At 49.2% G+C, this 24,787-nt stretch carries 12 protein-coding genes and 1 pseudogene; 7 read left to right on the plus strand and 6 right to left on the minus strand.

Going from position 1 to position 24,787, the window contains the following annotated elements; translation table 11 throughout:
* Nucleotides 1-18: 18 nt before the first annotated feature.
* Nucleotides 19-195 (plus strand): annotated as a pseudogene (gene prfB, locus ACFE7X_RS05155) (peptide chain release factor 2); the annotation flags it as partial.
* A 363-nt stretch (nt 196-558) separates the two neighbouring features.
* Here the strand turns inward: prfB and ACFE7X_RS05160 are convergent.
* Together ACFE7X_RS05160 and ACFE7X_RS05165 are read right to left on the minus strand one after the other, a co-directional pair.
* The gene (locus ACFE7X_RS05160) at nt 559-2,022 is read right to left on the minus strand and encodes a SusD/RagB family nutrient-binding outer membrane lipoprotein (RefSeq protein ID WP_375434594.1); all 1,464 of its coding nucleotides are present in this window, start codon (nt 2,020-2,022) and stop codon (nt 559-561) included.
* Between the two features lie 53 nt (nt 2,023-2,075).
* Nucleotides 2,076-5,258: a SusC/RagA family TonB-linked outer membrane protein gene (locus tag ACFE7X_RS05165; RefSeq protein WP_375434595.1), complete on the minus strand. Its 3,183-nt coding sequence runs from the start codon at nt 5,256-5,258 to the stop codon at nt 2,076-2,078.
* A gap of 295 nt (nt 5,259-5,553) precedes the next feature.
* Here ACFE7X_RS05165 and ACFE7X_RS05170 point away from each other — a divergent pair, with 295 nt between their 5' ends.
* The 5 genes from ACFE7X_RS05170 to ACFE7X_RS05190 all read left to right on the plus strand — a co-directional run bounded on the left by ACFE7X_RS05170 (nt 5,554) and on the right by ACFE7X_RS05190 (nt 15,894).
* The gene (locus tag ACFE7X_RS05170; protein WP_375434596.1) at nt 5,554-8,883 is read left to right on the plus strand and encodes a SusC/RagA family TonB-linked outer membrane protein; all 3,330 of its coding nucleotides are present in this window, start codon (nt 5,554-5,556) and stop codon (nt 8,881-8,883) included.
* A gap of 29 nt (nt 8,884-8,912) precedes the next feature.
* Nucleotides 8,913-10,289, plus strand: coding sequence for a SusD/RagB family nutrient-binding outer membrane lipoprotein (locus tag ACFE7X_RS05175; RefSeq protein WP_375434597.1), 1,377 nt, complete (start codon nt 8,913-8,915; stop codon nt 10,287-10,289).
* A 253-nt stretch (nt 10,290-10,542) separates the two neighbouring features.
* Nucleotides 10,543-13,716: a SusC/RagA family TonB-linked outer membrane protein gene (locus ACFE7X_RS05180; protein ID WP_375434598.1), complete on the plus strand. Its 3,174-nt coding sequence runs from the start codon at nt 10,543-10,545 to the stop codon at nt 13,714-13,716.
* A 33-nt stretch (nt 13,717-13,749) separates the two neighbouring features.
* The gene (locus tag ACFE7X_RS05185; RefSeq protein ID WP_375434599.1) at nt 13,750-15,282 is read left to right on the plus strand and encodes a SusD/RagB family nutrient-binding outer membrane lipoprotein; all 1,533 of its coding nucleotides are present in this window, start codon (nt 13,750-13,752) and stop codon (nt 15,280-15,282) included.
* Between the two features lie 36 nt (nt 15,283-15,318).
* Nucleotides 15,319-15,894 (plus strand): hypothetical protein, encoded by a 576-nt coding sequence (locus ACFE7X_RS05190; RefSeq protein ID WP_375434600.1) that lies wholly within the window; start codon nt 15,319-15,321, stop codon nt 15,892-15,894.
* Nucleotides 15,895-16,188: 294 nt separating this feature from the next.
* Here the strand turns inward: ACFE7X_RS05190 and ACFE7X_RS05195 are convergent, their stop codons facing one another.
* The 4 genes from ACFE7X_RS05195 to lon form a co-directional block, all read right to left on the minus strand.
* A complete protein-coding gene (locus tag ACFE7X_RS05195; protein ID WP_375434601.1) occupies nt 16,189-16,917 on the minus strand; it encodes an SDR family NAD(P)-dependent oxidoreductase in 729 nt (242 codons plus the stop codon).
* Nucleotides 16,918-17,037: 120 nt separating this feature from the next.
* A complete protein-coding gene (gene hslU / locus ACFE7X_RS05200; RefSeq protein WP_375434602.1) occupies nt 17,038-18,453 on the minus strand; it encodes an ATP-dependent protease ATPase subunit HslU in 1,416 nt (471 codons plus the stop codon).
* Nucleotides 18,454-18,558: 105 nt separating this feature from the next.
* On the minus strand, nt 18,559-19,620 hold the full coding sequence (gene porQ / locus ACFE7X_RS05205) for a type IX secretion system protein PorQ (protein WP_375434603.1): 1,062 nt from the start codon (nt 19,618-19,620) through the stop codon (nt 18,559-18,561).
* 245 nt (nt 19,621-19,865) lie between these two features.
* Nucleotides 19,866-22,325 carry an endopeptidase La gene (gene lon / locus ACFE7X_RS05210; RefSeq protein WP_375434604.1) on the minus strand — a complete coding sequence of 820 codons (2,460 nt, stop codon included), beginning with the start codon at nt 22,323-22,325 and terminating at the stop codon, nt 19,866-19,868.
* 337 nt (nt 22,326-22,662) lie between these two features.
* Between lon and ACFE7X_RS05215 the strand changes: the two genes are divergently transcribed.
* Nucleotides 22,663-24,666 (plus strand): OmpA family protein, encoded by a 2,004-nt coding sequence (locus tag ACFE7X_RS05215; protein WP_375434605.1) that lies wholly within the window; start codon nt 22,663-22,665, stop codon nt 24,664-24,666.
* The last annotated feature ends 121 nt before the right edge of the window (nt 24,667-24,787 follow it).

Below are 24,787 nucleotides of genomic sequence, written 5' to 3' on the forward strand. Positions count from 1 at the left end.
TCAGCCTATACTAAGTGCGACAAAGTGGAAGCCAGCAAGGAGCGTATCGACTTTGGCTCCTAAATCCGCAACTAGGTATTGCACCTCTACAAACTTGTCAAGAAGCTCCGTATCAGCATTGAGCGCACTGATATACAAAATGTGCTTTATGACAATTTAAACGAATCCATCAGAGCCTATCTGATGCAGAGTTAACTTACAAGTTTATATATCGAGGAAGCCAGCAAAACCGGAATTATTTAAATTAATGCATTTGGGGATTAGCAGTCCTATATAATTATATATGTTAAAGGCTCGGACCCATTTGTTTCATGTTCTTGGCATAACTACTGCCTTCTGCAATGTTACTAAGGTAAGACCCCCTTTATTTTCTCTAATCATCAACATCATATAATGACGAGTTAATAGTAGCATTCAGTAGGTGTCGAAGAGTGAGTTGTGTAAACAGCGAGGCAATAAACACTAACAGCATGTTTTTGTGTTTTGCAACATATGAACTCAATAAAAAAGCCCTCCAGAATTACTGGAGAGCTTTTTGAAAAACATAGTTTGCTCCTGCTAGAGTTTGTCCCACCACAGTTTAGTAGTAAGTACATCAGAACCCTGATTTGCTACAGCCGCTGTATAGCTAGAGTTATTAGTAGACTGCTCATTTTGAGGATAGCGAAAGCGTACTGGTATTCGTCCCCCTGCAGCAGCAGCTGGAGAAGCTGCAACTTTCAGATTTGGGTAATCCAAGCGCCGCCACTCCGACCAAGCCTCGACACCTTGCCCGTAAAGCGCAATCCATTTTTGATTGCCAATAACTTGTTTGTAATTAGCAGTAGTAATGGTCATTTCTACTGAAGGCTGAGCCATATACGTTGCCGCATCAGTCGCACTAATACCGTACTGACTTAAAGATGCACGTATAGCATTATTGTATTCGGTCGTAGCATTGCCTGTTACCAAGCCTCGAGCAATAGCTTCGGACTTCAGAAACAAAACTTCAGAATACGTCATCAATACGCCAGGTGCATCTGCGGCAGTGAAAACACTACCAACTTTGGAAGTAGACGAGAATGGACCTAAAGCAGCAGCATTCGCATTTGTAAGGCCATTAGGAACTCCACGATAGAAAGCAGTGGAATCACCTGTCTCCGGGTGATCAGCATATATTCCTAAACGCGGGTCATTAAGACGTGACAGACGCGAGGTAATCGTTCGGCTAACACGATGGTCGTCTCGAGTCAATCTGTTAAAATAAACAGGATTTGTGTTTGAGGCACTAGTTAAAAACTCAAGTTGTGCATTATCGCTATTGCTCGACAATAATAGAGTAGTGCCATTTAGCACTTCACTAATATTAGTGCGAGCAAGAGATGCATCCGCATCAATAATACGCATAGCCAAGCGTAAGCGCAGTGAGTTAGCAAAGCGCTTCCACTTCGTCATGTCACCATCATAAATGGCATCACCACCTACCTCTGGACCGGTAGTTTGAATTAACCCATCAGCGGATTTCAAATCAGCAAGTATACCAGTATATACTTGCTGCTGAGTGTCATACTTAGGAGTCAGGATACTTTCTGATAAGCGAAGCGCTTCCGAGTAGGGTATATCGCCATATAGATCAGTCAATACGGAGAAGAAATAGCTCCGCATGATCAGACCAACAGCCTGAAGATTTGGGTTATTAGTTGTTTGACCTTGACGAATTAGCTCGTTGAAGTCCTGCAGACCATTAGCATAAAATCCGTCCCAAATACTCTGGTAAGACCCTGAGCGGAAAGCATAACGGTCCTCTTCTGTATATTGTACCTTTGCCCAATGCTGAACAATGAGTAATGCGCCATCTTGACTTACTGGCACATCAAAAAGACGATATATATTAGATTGCTCAGCGTTAGTAAGAATATACGCAGGGTTACCAACGGTTGCGTTATTAGGGTTTGTATTAAGCGCGTCAAAGTCTTTTTCACAGGCACCAAGGCTGAGAGCCAGAGGAAGTGCCAAGATGATTTTGCTGTATTTAGAAAACATGTTAAGAAATTTAGAGAGTAATAGAGTTGCCGGTTCGGCAACTCTATAATCAATTACAGCGTCAGGTTTACATTAAAACCAAGGCTACGAGTAGAAGGAATTTGAGTGGATTCCAAGCCTTGTGTATTGCCATTATTAAATGAAGTTTCCGGATCGATGCCAGGAGCATGCGAACTGATCAGCCACAGATTACGGCCTACAAATGAAACCCCAATGCCTTTCAGAAAAGTTTTCTCAACCAATGATTTTGGCAACTGATAGCCCAGGCGAACTTCACGTAGCTTTACGAAAGAAGCATCATAAACCGAGCTTTCACGAGCGTTATAAGCATAAGCGTAGAAGTAGTTTTGAGCGCTAACCTGAACATCATTCGGCCGGTAGGTACCATCAGCGTTACGTATCACGCCAGGAGCAATCAGCCCACCTTCACGCCCTTGAAGCGTCGATTCAAGCGCCCCAGAATACATACCCCACATGTTCGTTTCGCTCTGTAGCTCTCCTCCCTGACGCGTATCTATCGTAATGCTCAAGTTAAGGCCTTTGTAAGCAAACTGGTTGGTTAAGCCACCAACCCAGTCAGGGGTGTAATGTCCCAGGACTCTACGAGTCGGATCTACTAGTGGGGTTCCATCAGCACCATTAACTATCTGGCCGGCATACTCTCCATCTGGTACCCGCAGGAAAGCATCACCAAACAGTGCTCCATATTGTTCACCTACCCGAGCTTCAACGTTTACCCCAAAGCCCGATTGACCGATTACGTAATTCTTAATCTGGCCTGCTTCGTCAAACTCTTTTACTCGGTTGCGGTTTGCAGCGAAATTAGCCGTCAGATTCCATTGAAAAGCGCTAGTTGGCGCTAGTGCGGCGACAGTTAAAACAGCTTCGACACCACGGTTAGTCAGTGTTCCAGCATTGAGCACTGAAGCAGTATAACCAGAAGTAGCAGAAGTTAAAACTGTCAAGATCTGGTCAGTACTTGTTGCCTGATAAGCAGTAACATCAAGTCCAACACGGTCCTTTAAGAATCTTACTTCTACACCTACTTCACTAGAACTGGTTCGCTCAGGTTTCAGATTGGGGTTATAACGAGTATTATATACTGTCTGTACAGGACGAGTACCGAAGGCTGTACCACCAGTATAGATATCTGTTAGTCGGTAAGGATCAGTGTCATTGCCAACCTGAGCATAGCCACCTCTAATTTTAGCAAACGATAAAGCCGATTCTTGCAAGCCAAATGCATCAGTTAAAATTACCGAAGCATCGACAGAGGGATAAAAGAACGAACGATTGGCAGCTGGCAGAGTGGATGACCAGTCGTTACGTACCGTACCACCTAAGAACGCAAAGTTTTTGTAGCCAATTTTCGCCGAACCGTACACGCTGTTAATGCGACGATTTTGCTCTGGATTTAGAATTGCTGTATTGTTACTGTTACTGTTGACATCAAAGTTATTGCCAGTAACTAACCCCCCTGCAGCGTTGCCTAGTGAGAAAAGACCGGGTACAGCTAGATTAGGGGCAGCTACCTGACTTCTATCGAGTTGATTGTCCCGACGGTTGGCCCCTACCAACACATCAAGGTTGAAATCTTCTGTGAGGTTACGATTAGCAGTCGCTAAAAACTCTGTATTGCGCTCCAATACTCGAATGCGTTCCTCTGTATAATCATCCTGTTGTAGGTTGTTGATCGTTTCAGCGGGTACTCGACGCTGGTTCAGCTGATTGTACAGGTCATTGGTTGTACGCGCAGTCAGGTTCAACCAATCATTTACAGCGTACGTCAAGGTTAAATTACCAATTACCCGCTCACGCTTATCATCGTTAGTGGCTTCACCTAAAATGAAATAAGGGTTACTGTGGTAGTTAGAATTCCAATTAGTATTGCGCTGACCACTCTCGTAAAGGCTCTTTAAGTCCCGTACATCAACTTGACGGCCATACCAGGTGTACAGCTGCTGCATTACGTTCAATTCATCATAACCTTGGCCAGGACGACGGCCGCGAGTTTCTGAATAGTTAATGTTGGTGCTAATCTTAAACTTATTCGTGATGTCAGCGCCACCATTGACATTCACAGTATTGCGACGCAAGAATGTATTATATAAAATACCCTTGCTATCTAAATTGGTATAAGAGACTCGAACACCAGCCTTATCATTTCCTCCCGATAAAGCTAAGCTGTTTGTGAGGGTGCGTCCAGTTTCAAAAAAATGCTTTCTAACGTTATCTTTTCCAGGGCTTACCCAAGGGGTAGCCTCTCGTACACCGTTAACTATAGGTGAGTTATATTGAGGAATTAAACGGCCGTCTAATCTAGGTCCCCAACTCTCGTCGGTGCCGTCATTAGTACCACCACCTGCACCATCCACATATTCAAATTGACCATTACTGCCCTGACCGTATTGATCCTGCAAATCAGGCGTCTTCAGAGGTGATTCGAAAGAGGTGGTGCTATTGAAGCTAATACCGAGGCCCCGAGACTTACGCCCTGATTTAGTGGTAATGACAATTACGCCATTGGCTCCACGTGTACCATACAGAGCAGAAGCAGTTGCCCCTTTCAGTACAGTCATGGTTTCGATATCGTCCGGGCTAATATCAGAAACTGCATTACCGTAGTCAATACCACCACCTGAACCAGAGTTAGAAAAGCTCGAGTTATCAATTGGCTGGCCATCAATAACAAACAGCGGTTGGTTGTTACCGGCAATAGATTTTGCACCTCGTATTACAATACGGGACGAGCTACCGGCCGCTCCAGTGCTGTTAGAAACCTGCACACCAGCTACTTTACCAGCAAGTGAGTTTACTACGTTGGATTCGCGAGCCTGAGTCAGGTCAGCCCCCTGCACCTCCTGAACGGCATAGCCTAGACTTCGTTTTTGCTCCTCGCGTCCAAGTGCTGTTACAACTACTTCGCCTAGTTGTTTGGTATCCGTGGCAAGTGCTACATTGATGGTAGATGCGTCGCCGATAGAACGTTCGAGGCTCGTGTAACCAATAAAGCTATAAGTAAGCGTAGTTGTTGTTGCTGGAGCGCTTATTGTATAAGATCCATCAGCATTTGTGGAAGTGCCGATAGAAGTACCCTTAGCCAGCACTGTCACACCGGGAAGACCTTGACCGGTTGCCGTGTCTGTCACGCGGCCCGTGATGTTGCGATTCTGCGCCGCTGCCTGCTGCATCAGGACAGGCGACACTAGAAGCGCACTCAGGAGAATTTTTCTCATATAAACTGAGCGTTAGGTGAGTGAAGGTGAATAAATGAAGAAAATTTATCCCAAACTTAACAAATAAATTGTTCGCTCCCATGGTAAATCCTACTTACTCTGGCCTTATAAATTAACTATTGTTGACTGGCTCGCTTTTATGGCTAACCTCAATTAAGAGAAGTAGTCTTGAGCAGTAGCGGTCAATAATAATATTACCATGAAAAAACGTGGCCCTATATTATATAATGAGATTCTATGAATTTTTCAGTATTTTCCAAACGGTTATTCCTCTCTCACACCTTTATCATTCTCTATGAAGAAATCTTTACTGTTGATTCCCTTGACACTGACGGGCCTCGTGCAGCAAGCAATAGCACAAACCAAGACCGTTTCCGGCAAGGTCACGGACCAAGCCACCGGCCAAGGTCTGCCTGGGGTAACGGTTCTGGCTAAGGGTACTTCCAGAGGCACCTCAACCGGCGCTGATGGCGCATTCAGCTTGGACGTGCCTACTACCACTACTACGCTGTCGTTTAGCTTTGTTGGCTATAACACTATTGAGCTACCGGTTAGAAGCGGAGTACTCAACGTAGCCATGGAAGCTGACACCAAACAACTCAGCGAAGTGGTGGTGTCGGCACTTGGGATAAAAGAAAACAAAGACGAGTTAGGTACGGCAACGTCTCGCGTGACGGGAGCAGCCGTAGCCCAATCGGGTGAGACCAGTGTAATCACGGGCTTGTCGGGCAAAGCTTCCGGAGTGGCAATCACTCGCTCTAATGGTGATCCTGGAGCAGGAGCCTATATCCAGATACGAGGCCAAAACACCATCTATGGGGAAACGCAGCCGCTGATTGTCATTGATGGCGTGCCCATGTTCAACACATCTTCGGGGGTGGGCTCACAACTCACTTCCACTGCGGGTGTGGCGCAGCAGTCCCGCTTGAATGATATTAACCCCAATGATATTGCCTCCGTGCAGGTCTTGAAGGGGGCCGCCGCCGCTGCTTTATGGGGGTCACGCGCGTCTAATGGCGTACTTGTTATCACCACCAAGCGAGGTAACACGGAAGGCGGGAAACTGAGTGTGACGTATGGCGCTACCTACTCCATCGACCGAATTTCTTATAAGCACGACTTACAGGACAGGTACGGGCAAGGTTCAGGCGGGCTGTTTAGTGCGCCTACCGACCCCAATACAAATACGGGTTATACATGGGGCGATATTATTGCCAACAGAAGTGGCGAACCAGACGAAGTGGATACGCAGTCTGAAGCAGGCTACTTCGTAGCGGCCGACGGCGACATTTATCGTCCTATCATCCGGAAGAACAGCCAACAAACGTTCTTACAACAAAACTTCGACGAAGTATTTCACACGGGCCATTTCTTAGAGAACAACCTAAGCTTGAGTGCTGGCACCCGCGAGAGCAATATTTTTGTGAGTTTGTCTGACTTGAATCAGAAGGGTATTGTTCGCACCAATCAAGATTATCGCCGTTCAACGGCCCGCCTTAATGCCGAGAAGCGCTTCAACAAAGTAGTGCGCTTGGCTGGCAACTCCACCTACAGTCGCGTCAACTCCAACCGTATTCAGCAGGGTTCTAATAGAAGCGGCCTGTACTTAGGACTGCTGCGAACATCCCCCGATTTCGATCAAAGTGATTATATCGGCACCGCTTTCAGTCCGAACGGTGACGTAAACAACAACCGGCAACGCTCCTATCGCAACCCCATTGGGGCGGCGGCCAATCCAGGCTACAACAACGCGCTCTGGACAATGAGAGAGCAGCTCACGCCCAACACCGTTGACCGTTTTATTGGCTCCACGGAAGTAGGGCTAGATCCTTTGCCCTGGCTGAGCTTAACGGCCCGCTTCGGCGCTGATTTTTATTCTGAAATCCGCAAAGACCTCTTCCCTATCAATTCAGCCGACAACGATGGGCTAGGGTTGGCGACAGAGGAATCGTTTTCGGAAACGCAGCTCAACAGCGACATCTTTGCTCGGGCTACCCACTCTTTTAGCGAAAAGCTGAGTGCTACGTTGCTGGTGGGCATGAACTTAAACCAGCGGACTGAGTTCAACTATGGCGCAACCTATGGCCGTTTTGTGCAAGACTTACGCGGCCAAAGCTTTTTTGGAAATGCTTCTTTCGAAAATACGCAAGCCTTCGACTACGAATCCAAGCGTCGAAACTCAGCCGGCTATGCCACGCTGAATCTGGTGTACAACGAACAGCTCTTCCTCAATGCGTCGGGCCGTCTGGAAAATGCGTCCACTTTCGGCGCTAGCACCCAAAGTCGATTCTTCTATCCTTCGGTGGATCTGGCTTGGCAGTTCTCGAAATTACCTTTGCTGCTAGACAACAGCGTTTTGAGCTTTGGTAAAGTGCGGGCGGCGTTCGGAAGAGTGGGATTGGAGCCCCGCCTCTACGTAGTCCGCGACGTGTATGTGCCTTCTATCAGCGCGGATACCTACGGGGTAACAGCAAATCCGGGGGCATTCAATGCTTCTTTTCAGCGCAGTTCGGTACGCGGAAATCCGTTTCTTAAGCCAGAACGCAAAGACGAGGTAGAGGTAGGCATGGACTTGCGCTTCCTGCAAGACCGTATTACAGTTGGTGCCACGCACTATCGGAACCTCAACTCCGATGTATTGATTGCGCGGCCGGTTTCCGTAACAAGGGGCTACTCCTCGGAGTGGGCTAATGCCGCCGAAATTCGGAATAGAGGCGTTGAGGTTGATTTAAACGCCGATATAGTAAAGCTCAATGACTTCACTTGGAACGTTGGGGGCAACTGGACACGCAACCGCAACAAAGTGCTAAGCGTGTCTGGCGCAGAATCCATCTTTCTCGATGGCTTTGTTGGCACTTCGGCACGTGTTGTAGAAGGATATCCTTTTAGCGCCTTATGGGGACGCAAATTCGAACGAGACCCAGAGAATAACAACGATTTGGTTATCGATCCAAACAATCCAGGGTTCCCTAGATCAGCAGTTGAAGAAAGTGTAATAGGCGACCCCAATCCTGACTGGCGTTCGGGCCTCAATACCACGTTCAGCTATAAAGGATTGCGGCTTTACATATTGGTTGAGCGTCAGCAAGGTGGTGACATTTGGGCGGGCACAGAAAGTATTCTGCGCAATTTTGGCGTATCGAAGTACACAGACGTTGAAACCACACTTGGGGCCGATGAAGCCCGCGCTACTCGCGTGTATGGTGCTCCAGCTAATTCGACGGTCGCAACTCGCTACACCCCCGATGCCGATGGCAATTACACGTTTCGAGGTCGCCTCGACAATTTTGGTGGTGGCCCGGTAGCCTTAGATGAAGCTTGGTACCGAGGCTTGGGAGGTGGGTTTGGTAATGTCAGTGAGCATTTCATCCAGGACGCTACCTGGATGCGGCTACGGGAAGTTACGCTAGCTTATAATCTGAACTCGGAGGGGTTTCGCAGCTTCACCAAGCTAAGCAACCTAGAACTAACCCTTACAGGTCGTAACCTGGTGCTTTGGACCAAGGAATTTAAAGGAGTGGACCCGGAGACAAATCTTACCGGTCAAAGCGCGGGCCGCGGATTGGAATACTTCAACAATCCAAGTACCCGCTCTTTCCTGATTGGCTTGCGTGTCACCTACTAGTTTACTCTTGGCCCACAAATCAACTCGTCATGAAGATTGCCTTTAAATATACCTCCGCTTTACTCGTAAGCGTCGGAATTGCACTTGGTTCATGCCAAGATTTCGTCAACGACCTCGACGTAGATCCGAATAATCCTGCTCTCGCTGACGCCGCTACTATGCTGCAAGGCATTGAGTTAGCTGATGCCTTGCTTCACGAAGGAGAAGCAGCCCGGATTTCCGCCATGTGGACAGCTCAATTTACCGGCGCCAGGGACCAGTACACCAGCATAGGAAGGTATGATGTCGCGGCCAGTAACTTCGACAACATGTGGTCTAATACCTACTTAGAGATAGTAACGCAGAGCCGCATCGCTGCCGCTGCGGCTCTGAATGAACGCAACCCACGCCTGGCAGGCATTCTGCAGGTTTTGGAAGCCCACGCCGTAGGAACCACCGCCAGTCTTTTTGGCGACATACCGTTCCGGGAAGTGAATGATCCTGTTGCTTTTGCTAACCCAGCCTATGATCCACAACAGCAGGTATATGAAGACCTGCAACAGCAGCTTAACGCGGCTATTAGCAAACTAGCTGGCGGCGGCGGCTCACAACGTGACATCTTCTACCAAGGTGACGGAGGACGCTGGACAGAAGCTGCCTACACGCTAAAGGCTCGCTACTTTTTGCACACGCAGCAATACGATTCGGCTCGCCGGACTGCCTTGCGCGGTATAAGCAATTCCGGCAATGACTGGCTCATGCCTCATAAGGAAGTGGACGGCGCCGAAAACTTTTACTACCAATTCAACTCAGAGCGTGTAGGTTACTTGTCGGCCACCAATTCTTATGCGGCACGCCTACTCGACCCAAGCCGTCAGACAACAGTCTCGGGCAACCGCAACAACGCCAAAACCAACGAATCCGCGCGGTTTTCCTATTTCTTTACTCGCTCTCCGGCTTCCAACCGCGAGAATTACGGACTGCTTACCAACTCGGGCTACGCCGAACCTGCCGTTGCTTTCCCGATCCTTACGTACTCCGAAAATCAGCTAATCCTGGCCGAAACGTATGCACGTGCCGGTGACTTAAGCACGGCACTAGTTCATTTGAATCTTCACCGGAACGCGTTGGCAGTACAATATGGAGGCCGGTATGATGACTATGTCTTGGCCGACATCCCAGGTGGTGCTACCTCCACTAATATGTTGAAGGAGATTCTGACCGAGCGTTACCTTAGTTTCATTGGTCAGATAGAACCTTTCAACGATGCTCGACGCACAAAAAACCTAATCAATCTGCCAACTTTCGGCACGCAAGGCCTGCCTCAACGTTTCCTGTACCCACAGTCGGAGTTGAATACCAACAGCATAAGTGTCCCAGATCCTCTCCCCACGTTATATAGCAAGACATCTATAAATCCACTATAATCAATTTCAACTCGGTTATAATAGTATAAGTAATGGTGTACGTTGCACTTACTCAAGCTATTATGTACTTATAGAGGGAATTATATTTATTAAATTATACAGATGGTCAATAATTAAAATTATTAGCTCTTGAAATTTGTCATTTTTAAAATTCAGGGGCTATTTTTCAAAATATGGTTGTAGATTGTGATTTAAAACGTTCTTCATAGTTCTTTAAATAAACCTTTTCTCTTTCTTCACTCACACGCTATTCATGAACAAAATCTTACTCATGAGTCCTGCACTCATGGTCGGCCTGTTGCAGCAGGTATCGGCACAAGACCGGAGCATATCTGGTAAAGTAACTGATCGGCAAACTGGTGAAGGCTTGCCTGGCGTGACAGTGCTGCTGAAAGGTACCACGAATGGTGTATCCACTAATTCAGACGGCACTTATTCATTGAATAATGTACCTACTAGTGGAGGCACACTCATTTTCAGCTCGGTTGGTTATGTATCGGTAGAGCGCGCTATTGGTACAGAGAATTCACTCAGCATCGGTTTAGCTACAGATTCCAAGCAATTGAGCGAAGTAGTTGTAACTGCACTTGGAATTGAGCGGGATACTCGCTCCCTAGGCTATGCTACACAGCAAATTAAAGCTGATCAGATTTCGCAGAAGTCGGAGCCAAACGTGTTAAGTGCATTGCAAGGCAAAGTAGCTGGTGTAAATATTGTTACATCCAGTGGTTTACCAGGATCTTCATCTAATATTAACATTCGCGGTATAACTTCTTTGGGAGGCAATAATCAGCCTTTGTTTGTAGTAGACGGTATTCCTATTAGCAATGATCTAGACCGAACATCTAGCACACTATTTGGAGCCCAGCAGTCTAACCGGGCCGCAGATATTGATCCAGAAAACATTGAAAGTATAAACATTCTGAAAGGTCCGGCTGCGGCGGCACTTTATGGTTCGCGAGCTTCATCTGGCGCTGTTATCATTACTACCAAGTCCGGCCGCAACGTCAACAAAAAGTTGGAAGTGACCGTCACTTCAGGTCTTTCACTACAGCGCGTGTATGGCCTGATGGATCTACAGAATGATTACGGCCAAGGCACCATGGGTGCGAACGTACTAGTCAATGGTGACCCTAACACGGGATCTACCAACTCTTGGGGCCCACGTTTTGGCACTACTCCTACACTAGCCAACGGCCTATTATACAGAGCCACCGATGGCAGCACCCAAGAACAAGACTACCGTGCTTACCCCAATAACATAAAAGACTTCTATCGGCAGGGCACTATCCTACAGAATGGGGTGAACATTGCGGGTGGCAATGCCGAGCAAAACTTGTCGTTAAGTGTTAACAACACAAGCCAAAAGGGCATAACTGAAAATTCTAAATTAAATCGCACTAGTGTGCAGCTAGGTGGCAACACAACGCTACTGAACAAACTACGTGCAGGTGGTTCAGTAAACTTTATTCAGACTAATCAACTAGGGCCTCAGCAAGGAAACGGCGGTTCGCCCTTTGGTCGCTTGAACGTGGTGCCGCGCAGCTATAATCTGCAAGGACTGCCTTACATAGATCCAGTTACAGGGCGTAATATTCCACTTGCCGGCGGTGAAAACCCACTTTGGAGCTTGCTGCGAAATTCTTCTACGTCCAACCTAACTCGGTTTATCAACATAGCCAACTTAAGCTATGAGATTGCTCCGTGGTTGAATGTAGCGTATCGTGCAGGACTGGATACCTACACCGACCGCCGCAAGCAGATATACGACATCAGTTCGACGCGTGCCGCAGCCGGCCAGGTGATTGACCAGACGCTCTTCCGCAGCGAAATTAACGGTGACTTATTGGTAACCCTGAAAAAGGACAATATTTTTGCTGAGGGACTCAACGCCAATTTACTGTTGGGCCAAAACATCAACCAGCGACGGAGGCAGGAAGTATTTGCGCAGGGTGATAACCTAATTTTCCCCAACTTCTATAATCTTTCAAACGCTACCACTTTTTCTAACGGCACAAGCGAAACTAACAGCACTCGCCGTTTACTAGGTTACTACGGGCAATTGTCATTGTCCTACAACAATTATTTGTTTTTGGAACTGACGGGCCGAGCCGACCAATCCTCGACATTACCTAAGGAGAATAATACTTTCTTCTACCCGTCGGCTACGGCTAGTTTTGTGTTCACAGATGCATTCAAGATTTCCAATGACATCTTCTCATATGGTAAAATTCGGGGCAATGTGGCCCGGGTAGGTCGCGATGCCGATCCGTATCTAATTGACCAATACTACGTTGTAGGTAGCCAAGGAAACAACGTTGCTAGCATCAACTTTCCATTCATAATTGGCGGTGCTAGTTTCGCTGGGTTTGATATTGGAAATCGTCTAGGCGGAGGCCAAGTGTTAACGCCAGAGTTCACTGAGTCGTACGAAGTAGGCACAAACTTAGGCTTCTTTAATAACAAGCTGACTTTCGACTTGACATACTTCAAGACTACTAGCGAAAGTCAGATTCTTGATGTGTCGACAGCTCCTTCTTCGGGATTTTTGACACGAACTACTAACGTGGGTCGCGTAGATAACAAAGGCTTCGAGGCCTTAGTAAACATTACACCAGTAAAAACGACAGACTTTCGCTGGGATGTGAGTGTTAATTTCACTCGTATCCGCAATAAAGTATTGGAAATATCTGAAGGTGTAACGCAGTCACAAATTGCTGGAGCTACTTTCACGGGCACAAGCCCATCCTTTGTCATTGATCAGCCATACGGGGTTATACGAGGCCAGAAAAAGCCGCGTGTAACCGACCGAAATAGTCCTTACTACGACCAATACATCATTAATCCAGCTACGGGTTTATTTGCCCCTGAATTAACCAATCAAATTATTGCTGACCCTAATCCAGAATGGCAAGGTGGTATCAGCAACACAGTTAGCTATAAGGGGCTTACTGCTTCGTTCTTGGTTGATGCCGTTTATGGGAGTGATGTAATATCCTTTACTGCTGGCACCTTTAAGGGCAACGGTTCCTTAGAGGAAACTGGGGTAAATCGGGAAGCTCCTCGCGTAATTCCGGGTGTAATTGCAAACGCTGATGGAACGTATAGCCCAAATAATATTCAGGTTGATGCTCAGTCCTATTGGGGGAGCTTTGGCTTGCAAAGCGACCTAAACGTGTACGATGCTACTGCCTACCGCCTGCGCGAAGTGACGTTGGGATATTCACTTCCAAAAAGCTTACTGGAAAAGACTCCGTTTGGCCAAGCAAACATCTCATTGTCAGGTCGCAACCTATTCTATTATGCTCCCAACGCTCCTTTCGACCCGGAGGTAAATACCCAAGGTGCAGGTAATATTCGTGGCCTAGAATTGCAAGGTTCGCCTAACGCTCGCAATTACGGCGTTAACCTGCGTTTCACTTTGTAATATAGCTTTAAGAAAGCTTTTCGACTTCAAAACATGAAATATCAGAAATACATTGGTCTTGCGCTAGCAGGAGTGGTGGCACTTAGCACCGCAAGTTGCGTTGACGACTTCCTTGACGTGAATACGAGTCCTAATAACAGCACCACTGCCCCACCTAGTGTGTTGCTTACCAGTTCTATAATCACTACAGGCTTTTCTAACGGCAATGAGATTAATCGCATTACGTCGTTACTTGTGCAGCACGTAGCTGGTACTGCGAACCAAGCATCGGGTCAGGATGTGTACAACATCCGTGGCGGTCTAGACAACCAGTGGCAGTTTGAGCAATACGCTGGGGTGCTGGAAAACACCAATACCCTTATCAATGTAGCCTCTTCAACTGCCAGCCCTGCTTACTCAGGAATTGCTAAGCTGCTCAAAGCATACAATTTCGCAATGGTAACGGACCTGTGGGGAGACATTCCGTATTCAGAAGCGCTTCAGGGTCTTGCAAGGTTGCAACCGCGTTTCGACCGACAGGAAGACATATACAAAGGCACTGCTGATGTTCAGAGCCTTGATGCATTAGTGAAGGAAGGATTAGCTGAATTAGACCTGCAGAGTGCATTGAAGCCTTCGGCTACTGATGACCCAGTGTATCGGGGCGACTTGGCTAAATGGAAGCGTATGGGCAATACATTACGGCTAAAGTTAGCTAATACTATTAGCCGTAAAGAGCCTGCCTTGGCCACTACCATCATAAACGAGGTAATTGCTGCGAATAATTACATTGCTACCAATGCAGATGACTTCCAAGTTCCGTTCGGTGGTACAGTAGGTAACCGCAATCCGATTTATGATTTTAACGGGGTTAACGTTACTGGCTCCGTTGCTGGACAGCGCCCACTCGACATAACGCTGAGCCAGCGTTTACTGGACAGTATGCGAGTGAAAAATGACCCGCGCTTGCCTATTTATTTCAACACTGTCCCCGCAGCTACTGTTGGAGCTACCAATACTCCATTAGGAGTATTTTATGCTTACCAAAACGGTAATACTGTACCAGTAGAGCCTTTGCAGGCTAACCGCTCTAAATACAATGTGTATTTCACTGGTAGCACGGGAGATGCCCCCATTCGTCTCCTCACGAACTTCCAGCGCTTGTTCATTATGGCTGAGTCGGCCCTTATCTTAGGTACATCTACAGGCAGCGGTACAGTACAGAGCTTGTATCAAGATGCTATTCGTGCCTCGATGCTTAAGGCTGGTATAACAGATGCAGCAGTAACAACCTACTTAGCGGCTAATCCTTCAGTAGCAATCTTACGAGGGACGACGCAGCAGAGATTGAATCAGATTATAACGCAGAAGTGGATAGCGTGGGTAGGCAACGGCTATGAGGCTTACAACGACTACCGCCGGACCGGCTACCCTCGATTAGCTCTGGCCTTGAACGCACAAGGTGATGATCCTAATGTTATCCCCAAGCGTTTCGTGTACCCAGCTTCCGAAAGCTCTGGCAATGCAGTCAATGCACCTAACCCGGTTCCCGGTACTATAGTACCAGTGTGGTGGGATGTCGATTAATTGTCCATTTCGACCACACTTCTCATTTTGTTTCTTATGAAAAAGCGTCTCATAAAACTCTGCACTCTGGTGCTTCTTTCAGCTAGCATTTTCTCTTGCGAAAAAGATTATGGTGTAAATCTTGGTCCAGTAGAAGATAGTCAAGCTGACATTCCCGTCACGGTAACTAACGCCACTTACTTCGAACGTTTTCCTGTAGTCACGACTTCAGTTGCTACAGGCGGTAACATTACCATCGAGTTTACAATTCCTGCTGAGAAAGGAAGAATTAAGCAAATCACGAAGGTGGCGACAAGTAGTGCAACAGCCCTTAATTTTGGCAACCTTAACTCCACTGCTGCTTCTACTGCGTTAAACACAGCACCTATTGTGGGCAATGGTTCTAATACGATTACTTACACTACTACTCTTGCTGACTACTTGCGCTACCGTGTGCGGGTTGGCACTTCTGCTGGTCCAATTGGCCCAGCTGCTGGTACTCCCCCTGCACCCACCATTCCAGTACCTAGCACAACCGCAGTACCAACAGACATTGGGTACTACTTCTTGATAGAATTGGAAGATGGCACTACAATTATTCCTATGCCGGTGCGCGTTCGAGTGATTCAGTAATCTTTGCTGTTTAGAGCACAAAACCCCTTTACATATCGTAGAGGGGTTTTTTGTTTAATAATACATTAACAATGTTCTACCACTCACTATTGAGTGGCTAATACGAAAACGCCGTGGATACTCATACGAGAAATAGGTAGAAGAACTACAATTCGTTTAGCACTTACATGATCAAAGCGAGTAACAGTTATTAACTACTTAGTCTATGCTAATTTTTAGTTCAAGTTTCATTTGAATGCCGAAACTTGAACCAAAATTATCGTTGTTGACTAATACTTTAAAGTAATAACAATCTTATATATTCCGTAGTTGTAATACAACTTCTCCTTCTAAAAATGGCCTTTGTAACCAAGTTAATACTCTCTGTGCTGTTACATTAGGCTCTGCCAACTTACCTTCTGAGTGTAAAGCAGCGAACTTAGAGGCTTCACTAAAGCTGTTTGTATCAGCGTTGCGGATGTACTCCTGCATAGCGGTATCCAATACGCCGGGAGATAAACTGCGCAGCCGTATACCTGAGCCGCGTAGGTCCTGCTCTTTCTGAGCGGTACGGGTGAGGGCATCGAGAGCCGCTTTAGAAGCGCTGTAAGCTCCCCACCCATCGATAGGCCGCTGAGCAGCGCCACTACTGATGTTCAAAATAGTGCGAGGTATGGCAGTCTGTGAGCTATAAGCGCCGATGAACATGTTCATGAGCATAGCTGGCGCAATTACGTTGACGCTGAACACAAACTCGAAATGCTCGTTCTCATGCTCTCCTAAGTAACCAATGTCACCTAGAACTGCGGCATTATTGATGAGAGTGATGCCGGCCGCATTAGGACAAGCGGGAAACACCTTGTGTAGATTGTTCTCGACCGCCGTAATATCTGACAAGTCGAGAGGCTGGTGCTGATACCGCTCGTGCTGAATAATAGCATGGCGCGACACACCCAATACATGCGTATCGGGTTGACTTAGAATAGCTTCAGCTAACGCCTTACCAAGCCCGCGGCTTGCTCCAGTAATGATGTAGTAATGCATCCGTAAAAAAGTGAAATAAGTAGTGCCGCTCAACGATAAAAGAAAGCCCCGCATCAGATACGGGAGTTTTCTCTTGCCGTTGAGCGGCACTACTTATTTCACTGCCTCAGCGATGCTCCCTCAGAGAATATACTGAGATACGTCGCGGTTGCGGACCATACTTTGCAGGCGCTCATCCACTAGCTCGCGGGTGATGAGGATGCGCGCATTAGGTCCAATCAGGTCCGGGACATCAAAGAGGATGTCGTTAAGCAAGCGGCTCATAACGGTGTGAAGCCGACGAGCCCCGATGTTTTCAACTTCGGCATTCACCTCAAAAGCAATTTCTGCTAACCGCTCCAGGGCTGAATCCTCGAAACTCAAAAATACTTCTTCAGCTTGCAGAAGGGCTTCATACTGCTTGGTAAGGGCATTTTTAGGATCTTTAAGGATGCGGAAGAAGTCGTCTTTGGTGAGGCTCTGGAGTTCCACCCGGATGGGGAAACGGCCTTGCAACTCCGGAATCAGATCGGAGGGCTTAGCTACGTGGAAAGCCCCGGCAGCAATGAACAAGATGTGGTCGGTGTTGATGACGCCGTACTTGGTGCTCACTGCCGATCCTTCTACAATAGGCAGCAGGTCGCGCTGCACACCTTCGCGGCTCACGTCGGGGCCACCACCGCCTTTGCCGCTGCGGCTGGCTACTTTATCTATTTCGTCGATGAAGATGATACCAGCGTTTTCAGCTTGCCGAATAGCTTCGTCTTTCACCTCGTCCATATCGATGAGTTTGGCGGCTTCTTCGTCGAGCAGGATTTTACGCGCCTCGGCAATGGTGACTTTACGCTTGCGGGTTTTCTTGGGCAGCATGGAGCCCAACATATCCTGTAGGCCAGCCAAAGAGGCTTCATCCATGCCCGGAGCACCACCTACTACCCCAATACCAGGAGCGCCCCCTTGCTGCACTTTGATTTCAATTTTGCGGTCGTCGAGTTCGCCATTACGAATCTTTTCGCGGAATTTCTCACGAGTGCGCTCATTCAACTCGTAGTCGGAATCGGGTACAGTAGAGCCATCCGTTAGGCCACCGAAACCAACAGAAGCTTTGCTCATGGCCCCAGCACTACTTACCGGCGGAATCAAAGCATCCAGAATCAAGTCTTCCACGGCTTGCGCAGCCTGTGCTTTCACGGCCTCCTTGCGGCGTTGCTTCACTTGGTTCACCGATTGCTCAACCAAGTCGCGCACCATGCTTTCTACATCGCGGCCCACGTAGCCAACTTCCGTGAACTTAGAAGCTTCCACTTTCGTGAAAGGAGCATCGGAAATAGCTGCTAAACGGCGAGCAATTTCTGTTTTCCCGACGCCCGTGGAGCCTATCATCAGGATATTGTTAGGCACAATTTCACGCTGCATGTCGGCCGGAGCGTGCAAGCGGCGCCAGCGGTTGCGCAGGGCAATGGCCACATGACGCTTGGCTTCGTGCTGACCAATAATGTACTTATCAAGCTCGGCCACAATCTGGGCCGGGGTAAGAAAGTTGCTGGAATCAAGCATAGGAAAAGGACTTCAACAAAAAAATAGAACAGCATCCCGTCTCACTTAGTGCTGAACAGGGTGCTGTACTTATGAAACAAAAAGCGAATCCGAAGCAACTGTGGACTACTGCGATTTGGTGAACAGCGTGTTCAAATTGCGGGCTACGGTGAAGTAGTTGGCCGCGCCGCTAGCGTGCAGCCCGGCACGTGTGTAATCGAGCTGAAACTGACTGATACGCAACATCACGCCGAAAGAGATACCAGCTCCCCCACTCGTGTTGTCTAAGCGCAATTCACGGCGCTGTAAATGGTTGTAACCCACGCGCACATTCAGGTTTTTACCTAACAGTAGTTCCCCACCCACCGCGAAATGACGGGCAATTTTGTCTCCCAGCGTTTTCTTCTTTTTGATTTCCTCGCCACTTTCGTCGAGTTGGCCGCGTTGGTTAGGGTCCAGGTATACAATATCAAGTTGTTGAAGGTGGTGAGCCGTAAGGGAGAAGCGTAACGGCATATGCTCGGGCTTGATGGAAGCCCCAATTTGCACATCGAGTGGCATTGGCTCCCGACCAGCGCCGGCATAGGGCTTAAGTTGGTAGCCAACGTTGCGCGCTGTCAAGCCCACCGTAAAGTCTTGCTCGGGGTGCTTAAATACAGCTCCCACATCAGCCAACGCTGCCACCGAATGGTTGCCGGAAATACCCGATACGGCCAGTCGGGCCGTGCCCGCCAACGTGAAATTGCCTTGCGTGTAAGAATCAGCTACACTCAAGGAGTACTCGTTCACCGAGAACTCGCCGAGCGCATTACCAGCCGCATCGTACTGCTGAAAATTGCCATAGCTCAAGTAGCTCAGGCCCACGCCAAAACGTCCAGCTTTCTCGGTGTTGAAAGCATAAGCCACGGTGCTTTGCTTGATGTCAGATACGTAATCGACGAAGCTTAGTGCCAACCGGCCTTCCATCTCAGAATTGAGCAGCGCCGGATTGCTCAGGAACATGGTCGGGTCAGAGTCGCGGGACGATACGTTGACGCCACCTAAAGCGGCTGTTTTGGCGCCAGGAGGTAGGTTCAGAAAAGAAAAAGCCTGTTGGCCTCCAATCTGAGCCATTGCCACCGGAGTTAAGCCCATTCCCAACCCAACAGATAGAATAACAATAGCTCGGCAATGTAACAGTCGAATCATAAGAACAAGATACAGCGTTTGTGAAGCATTCCAGGGCTAACACGCTTACTACGGCGTTTTATTGCACATCCCAAATGAGTTACTAGTTACCCGCTGCCAGGCAACACGCAATTCAATTTGTTTATAGCTTGGCCATGTAGGGCGGTTGTCCTTCCGACGCAGGAGAAGCTGAGTTAAGTTGTTCAACCAGCTAACTCAGCTTCTCCTGCGTCGGAAGGACAACCGCCCTACTTGAGCAACTTGCTTCACTGAACTTCTACGCTCGGCACTGGAGCAGCCAGCGGCTCGTCACGGACTATCAATTTCAAGGGGTGCTCGACTAATTCATCCAGCAGGGCTACTTTCAACACCTCGTCTACCCGGTCGGCATAATGCACCGTTACTTCCTTGAGGTATTCGGCGGAGATTTCCAGAATGTCCTTGCGGTTCTTGCTACACAAAATAATGTCGCGGATACCGGCGCGCTTGGCGGCCAAGATCTTTTCCTTGATGCCACCCACAGGCAGTACCTTGCCCCGTAGCGTGATTTCGCCGGTCATGGCCAAGTGGCTGCGGACCTTGCGTTGCGTGAAAACCGAGGCGATGCTGGTGAAGATGGCAATGCCAGCGCTCGGTCCGTCTTTGGGCACGGCACCTTCGGGGAAGTGAATGTGCAGATCGTACTGATCGAAGAGGCGGTAATCTATACCGAGTTCCTCGGCCCGACTGCGCAAATAGCTTAGCGCTGTAATGGCCGATTCCTTCATTACATCCCCGAGTTGGCCCGAGAGGGTGAGCTTGCCACGGCCCCGGCTCAGCAGGCTTTCAATAAACAAAATATCACCTCCAACCGATGTCCAGGCCAAACCCGTAACGACACCGGCTGTATCGTTGTCTTGGTAAATATCCCGGTCGAAGATGGCGGGACCGAGAATGCGCGCAATGTCCTTGGGTTCGAGAGCAGCCGGGAAGCCTTCCTTCATGGCCTTGCTCTTGGCAATATTGCGCACCACGGCGCCTAGCTTGCGCTCCAAGCTGCGCACCCCCGACTCGCGGGTGTAGTCGTCGATTACGCGCTGCAAAGCGGCCGTGGTGATGGCTACATCCTTGATGCTCAGGCCGTGGTCGGTGAGCAGCTTGGGCCATAGGTGCTTCTTGGCAATCTGGCTTTTCTCTTCCAGCGTGTAGCCGGTCAGGTCGATGATTTCCATTCGGTCGCGCAGGGCGGGCTGAATGGTATCGAGCGAATTGGCGGTGGCAATGAACAGTACCCGGCTCAAATCGTACTCCACTTCCAGATAGTTGTCGGTGAAGGTGGAGTTTTGCTCGGGGTCCAGCACTTCCAGCAGCGCCGACGAAGGGTCACCACGAAAGTCGGAGGCCAGCTTGTCAATCTCGTCGAGCACGATGACGGGGTTGGAGGCGCCGGCTTTCTTGATTTGCGAAATGATACGGCCCGGCATAGCGCCGACGTAGGTTTTGCGGTGCCCTCGTATTTCGGCCTCGTCGCGCACGCCACCTAGGCTCATGCGCACATACTTACGGCCCAGGGCCTTGGCAATGGACCGTCCTAAGCTAGTTTTGCCTACGCCGGGCGGGCCGTAGAGGCACAAAATGGGCGCCTTCAAGTCCTGCTTCAGCTTAAGCACTGCCAAATACTCGACAATGCGCTCCTTCACTTTCTCCATGCCGTAGTGGTCGGCATCCAGAATCTTGCGGGTGCGCTTGAGGTTGAAGTTGTCTTTGGTTTGCTCGCCCCAAGGCAAGTCCAACAAAAACTCCACGTAGTTGACCGTGAGCGGATATTCGGCGGCCTGCGGGTTTACGCGGCTCAGCTTGTCCAGCTCCTTGCTGAAGTGCTTGGCAACGGCCTCGGGCCATTGCTTCAGCTTGGCCCGCTGCCGAAACTTGTCAACGTCCTGGTCGGGTCCTTCGGAGCCGCCTAGCTCGTCTTGCAGCACTTTAATTTGCTGGCGCAGGAAGTAGTCGCGCTGCTGCTGGTCGATGTCGGTGTGGACCTTGCTCTGAATTTCGTGCTTGATTTCCAGGTGCTGAATCTCTTTCATCATCATCTCCAGCAACAAAGTGCCGCGCTCCACCCCATCGTTGATTTCAAGCAGCTTCTGCTTCTGCCCTACTTCCACGTTGATGTTGGAACTCAGAAAATGCGTGAGAAAGGCCGGCGACTCGATATTGTCGAGGGCAACCTGGGCTTCCTGCGGAATTTCGGGATTAAGCCGCAGCATCTTGGCAGCGGCATCTTTCAACGAGGCTACCAAGCCTTTCACCTCCTTGGTGTTCTTGGTAGGAAACGTCTCCGTAAAATAATTGACGCGAGCCGTGAGATAGGGCGTGGCCTGGGTTTGCTCTTCGATATGAAAGCGGCTCTGGCCTTGAATGATGATGGTGGTGTTGCCATCGGGCAGTACCAGCAGCTTCAGAATGCGAGCCATGGTCCCCACCTCGTACAAATCGGTGAGGCCGGGGTCGTCCTGCTGATTGTTTTTCTGCGCTACCACCCCTACTAGCTTATCACCGCGGTACGCTTTGCGCACCAAGCGCACACTCTTTTTGCGCGTCACGGTGACGGGCAGTACCACTCCCGGAAATAGCACGGTGTTGCGCACGGGCAACAAAGGCAGCGTGGAGGGCGCCTCCTGTAAATCGAGAGGATACTCAGGATCGGTTGCCACAATAGATACTACTTCAGCAGGGTTATCGGCCATCAATAAAAGAGACGAAGAAAAAGCGGGGAAACAGCGGACACGGCAACGTAGGAGAGCGGAGGGCAAATAGGCGGTGCCAGAATGACAGGAACCTACTGAGCGACTTCGCTCATACGCAGGCGAATTTCCGAAGATACTAGTTTGACAAGTGTTGTGCCATGCTACGTTGGTCGTTCTCTGGCAGGCCCCACCCCAAATAGCTAGACTTGTGCACCGTCACTCCGGCAGTTCCGGCATGCTGTTGCCTAGCAACAAGAATAAAACTGTGGGTACCTGAAAATTCCTATTTTTGAGCTTTACCGCGCCACGCCGTCTGGCTCCGGCGCAATTTATCGTTATGCTTAGTTCTCTACGTACGTTTTTGCTGCTATTGCTGATTGGATTGCCGGGTGTGCTGTGGGCACAGCAAAAAAGCACTGCGCCTCTGCGGCAACGTAAGCTTCCGAGCCGCATGACGCGGCAGATTCGGCTGCGGGCTGATGCCACGCCAGTTTTCCCCAATATCAACCGCATTCCTTACTACGAAAATAAGAAGGAGCTGCGCGCTATTCAGAAAGCGGAAAAGCGCCGTAACCTGGCGCAAGCTCGGGTGTTGCTGGATGCCTACGTGCGCAAGTTCGGCATCGAGAATTTTGCCAAGGATACTCCCCTGCTCTGGCGCCTGGCTCAGCTTTGGGAGAAGGCCGGCAAAGAAGAGCTAGCCAAAGCCTATTTCCGCCTCGCCCTTAAGCACCACCGCCAAGACATCCAGAAAATTCAGCTCTACTACGACTCGTTGGAGCAAAAAACTGCTGACCTCTACGTCCCGCTGAAAACGTATTACAATTTAGTGGAATACCGCAAGGGAATCGTGGCCTTCCGGCCGCCCAAAGGCGTGTACACCAACATGGGCGACGCCATCAACTCGAAGGCCGAGGACTACGGTCCTACCTTGAATTCGACGGCCGGCATGATGCTTTTTTCCTCTAAGCGTAAGATGCGCGGCATCAACGGCGTGGTGGACGAAGATCTGTACGTCTCGCGCAAGGACGGCGAAATGTGGACCGAAGCTGAACCGCTGCCCAAACCCATCAACTCACTTTACAACGAAGGCTCGGCCTGCTTCACCAAGGACGGTAAAACCATTTATTTTGCCCGTTGCGAGTGCCCTAGTTGCCACGGCAACTGCGACCTGTTCACCTCTACCTTCAAGGACGACCAATGGACCGTGCCGAAAAGCTTGGGGGCCCTCGTTAATTCGACTGCCTGGGATTCGCAGCCAACCCTTTCCCTCAATGAAGACACGCTGTACTTTGCGTCCGACCGGCTTGGGGGTTTTGGCTTGGCGGATATCTGGTACACTTACAAAAACAAGAACAACCAGTGGGCGAAAGCCGAAAACATGGGCCCCGTGGTGAACACGCGGGAAAGCGAGGTTAGCCCGTTCTACCACCCGCTCTACAACGTGTTGTATTTCTCGTCGCGGGGGCAACTGCTTAATTACGGCGACTTCGACATCTACAAAACGTACCGCGTGCAAAGCCGTTGGCAGGAGCCCAAAAACATTGGCCCCTTGGTAAACGGCAAAGGGTCCGAGTACTACTTCACCATCGACTCCGACTCGCAGAACCTGTACTATGCCCGCTCCGAGGAAAAGGACATGAAGAATCTGGACCTCTATTCCTTCCCGTTGCCCATGGAGGCGCAGCCCCTGGCCACCACGCACATCGAAGGAACGCTGGTTGATTCTGTTTCGCAGAAGCCATTGAACGGCATCATCACCATCATCGACACCGACGACGGCATTGAAGTGGCCGCCAAATACCTCCGGCCCGACGGCTCCTTCGATTTCGACCTGATTGAAGGCTCGCACTACGTGATGCTCATTCAGAGCCCTGAGTTTTTCAGCGTCGAGAAAAAGTTTGAACTGAAAGGCGACACCGTCATGAAGCTCATGACGAACTCTATCGACTACGGTTTGCCCCTGATTTTCAAGAACATTGAGTTCGACCAAGACAAGTCCAACATCCGGCAGTCTATGCACCCTATCCTCGACCGGATTGCTCTATTTATGGTGGACCACCCGGAGTTCCGCCTCAACATTTCTGGCCACACCGACTCGAAAGGTGACCCCGATTTCAACGAGAAACTTTCGCAAGATCGGGCGGAAGCTATCCGAAGATATATCGAGCAAAAAGGCAAGCTGCAACCCAACCGCATTGAAAACCAAGGCTTCGGCAGCACGAAACCCCTGAAGGAAGAAGCGACAGAAGAAGACGCCAAAACCAACCGCCGGGTGGAGTTCCGCTTGATAAAGCCCGACGAAGGCAAGAAGGAAGCTGGCGGGGCGGATTGGAAGTAATCCAATGCACCTGATTTCTGTTCTATCTAATATAAAGAGCGCCTTTCACTGAGTGTGAAAGGCGCTCTTTTTAATTGAAGCTTGGAGCGATTCTCAAGTTAGCGTAGAGGCTGTAGCGCGA

Origin of the sequence: uncultured Hymenobacter sp. (assembly GCF_964242765.1) — a bacterium.
Taxonomy (GTDB): domain Bacteria; phylum Bacteroidota; class Bacteroidia; order Cytophagales; family Hymenobacteraceae; genus Hymenobacter.

Excerpts from the sequence above, each read along its gene's own strand:
- ACFE7X_RS05195 (WP_375434601.1), bottom strand. The coding sequence starts at position 16,917 with ATGCATTACTACATCATTACTGGAGCAAGCCGCGGGCTTGGTAAGGCG.
- lon (WP_375434604.1), bottom strand. The coding sequence starts at position 22,325 with ATGGCCGATAACCCTGCTGAAGTAGTATCTATTGTGGCAACCGATCCT.
- ACFE7X_RS05185 (WP_375434599.1), top strand. The coding sequence starts at position 13,750 with ATGAAATATCAGAAATACATTGGTCTTGCGCTAGCAGGAGTGGTGGCA.
- ACFE7X_RS05165 (WP_375434595.1), bottom strand. The coding sequence starts at position 5,258 with ATGAGAAAAATTCTCCTGAGTGCGCTTCTAGTGTCGCCTGTCCTGATG.
- hslU (WP_375434602.1), bottom strand. The coding sequence starts at position 18,453 with ATGCTTGATTCCAGCAACTTTCTTACCCCGGCCCAGATTGTGGCCGAG.
- porQ (WP_375434603.1), bottom strand. The coding sequence starts at position 19,620 with ATGATTCGACTGTTACATTGCCGAGCTATTGTTATTCTATCTGTTGGG.
- ACFE7X_RS05180 (WP_375434598.1), top strand. The coding sequence starts at position 10,543 with ATGAACAAAATCTTACTCATGAGTCCTGCACTCATGGTCGGCCTGTTG.
- ACFE7X_RS05170 (WP_375434596.1), top strand. The coding sequence starts at position 5,554 with ATGAAGAAATCTTTACTGTTGATTCCCTTGACACTGACGGGCCTCGTG.
- ACFE7X_RS05175 (WP_375434597.1), top strand. The coding sequence starts at position 8,913 with ATGAAGATTGCCTTTAAATATACCTCCGCTTTACTCGTAAGCGTCGGA.
- ACFE7X_RS05160 (WP_375434594.1), bottom strand. The coding sequence starts at position 2,022 with ATGTTTTCTAAATACAGCAAAATCATCTTGGCACTTCCTCTGGCTCTC.
- ACFE7X_RS05215 (WP_375434605.1), top strand. The coding sequence starts at position 22,663 with ATGCTTAGTTCTCTACGTACGTTTTTGCTGCTATTGCTGATTGGATTG.
- ACFE7X_RS05190 (WP_375434600.1), top strand. The coding sequence starts at position 15,319 with ATGAAAAAGCGTCTCATAAAACTCTGCACTCTGGTGCTTCTTTCAGCT.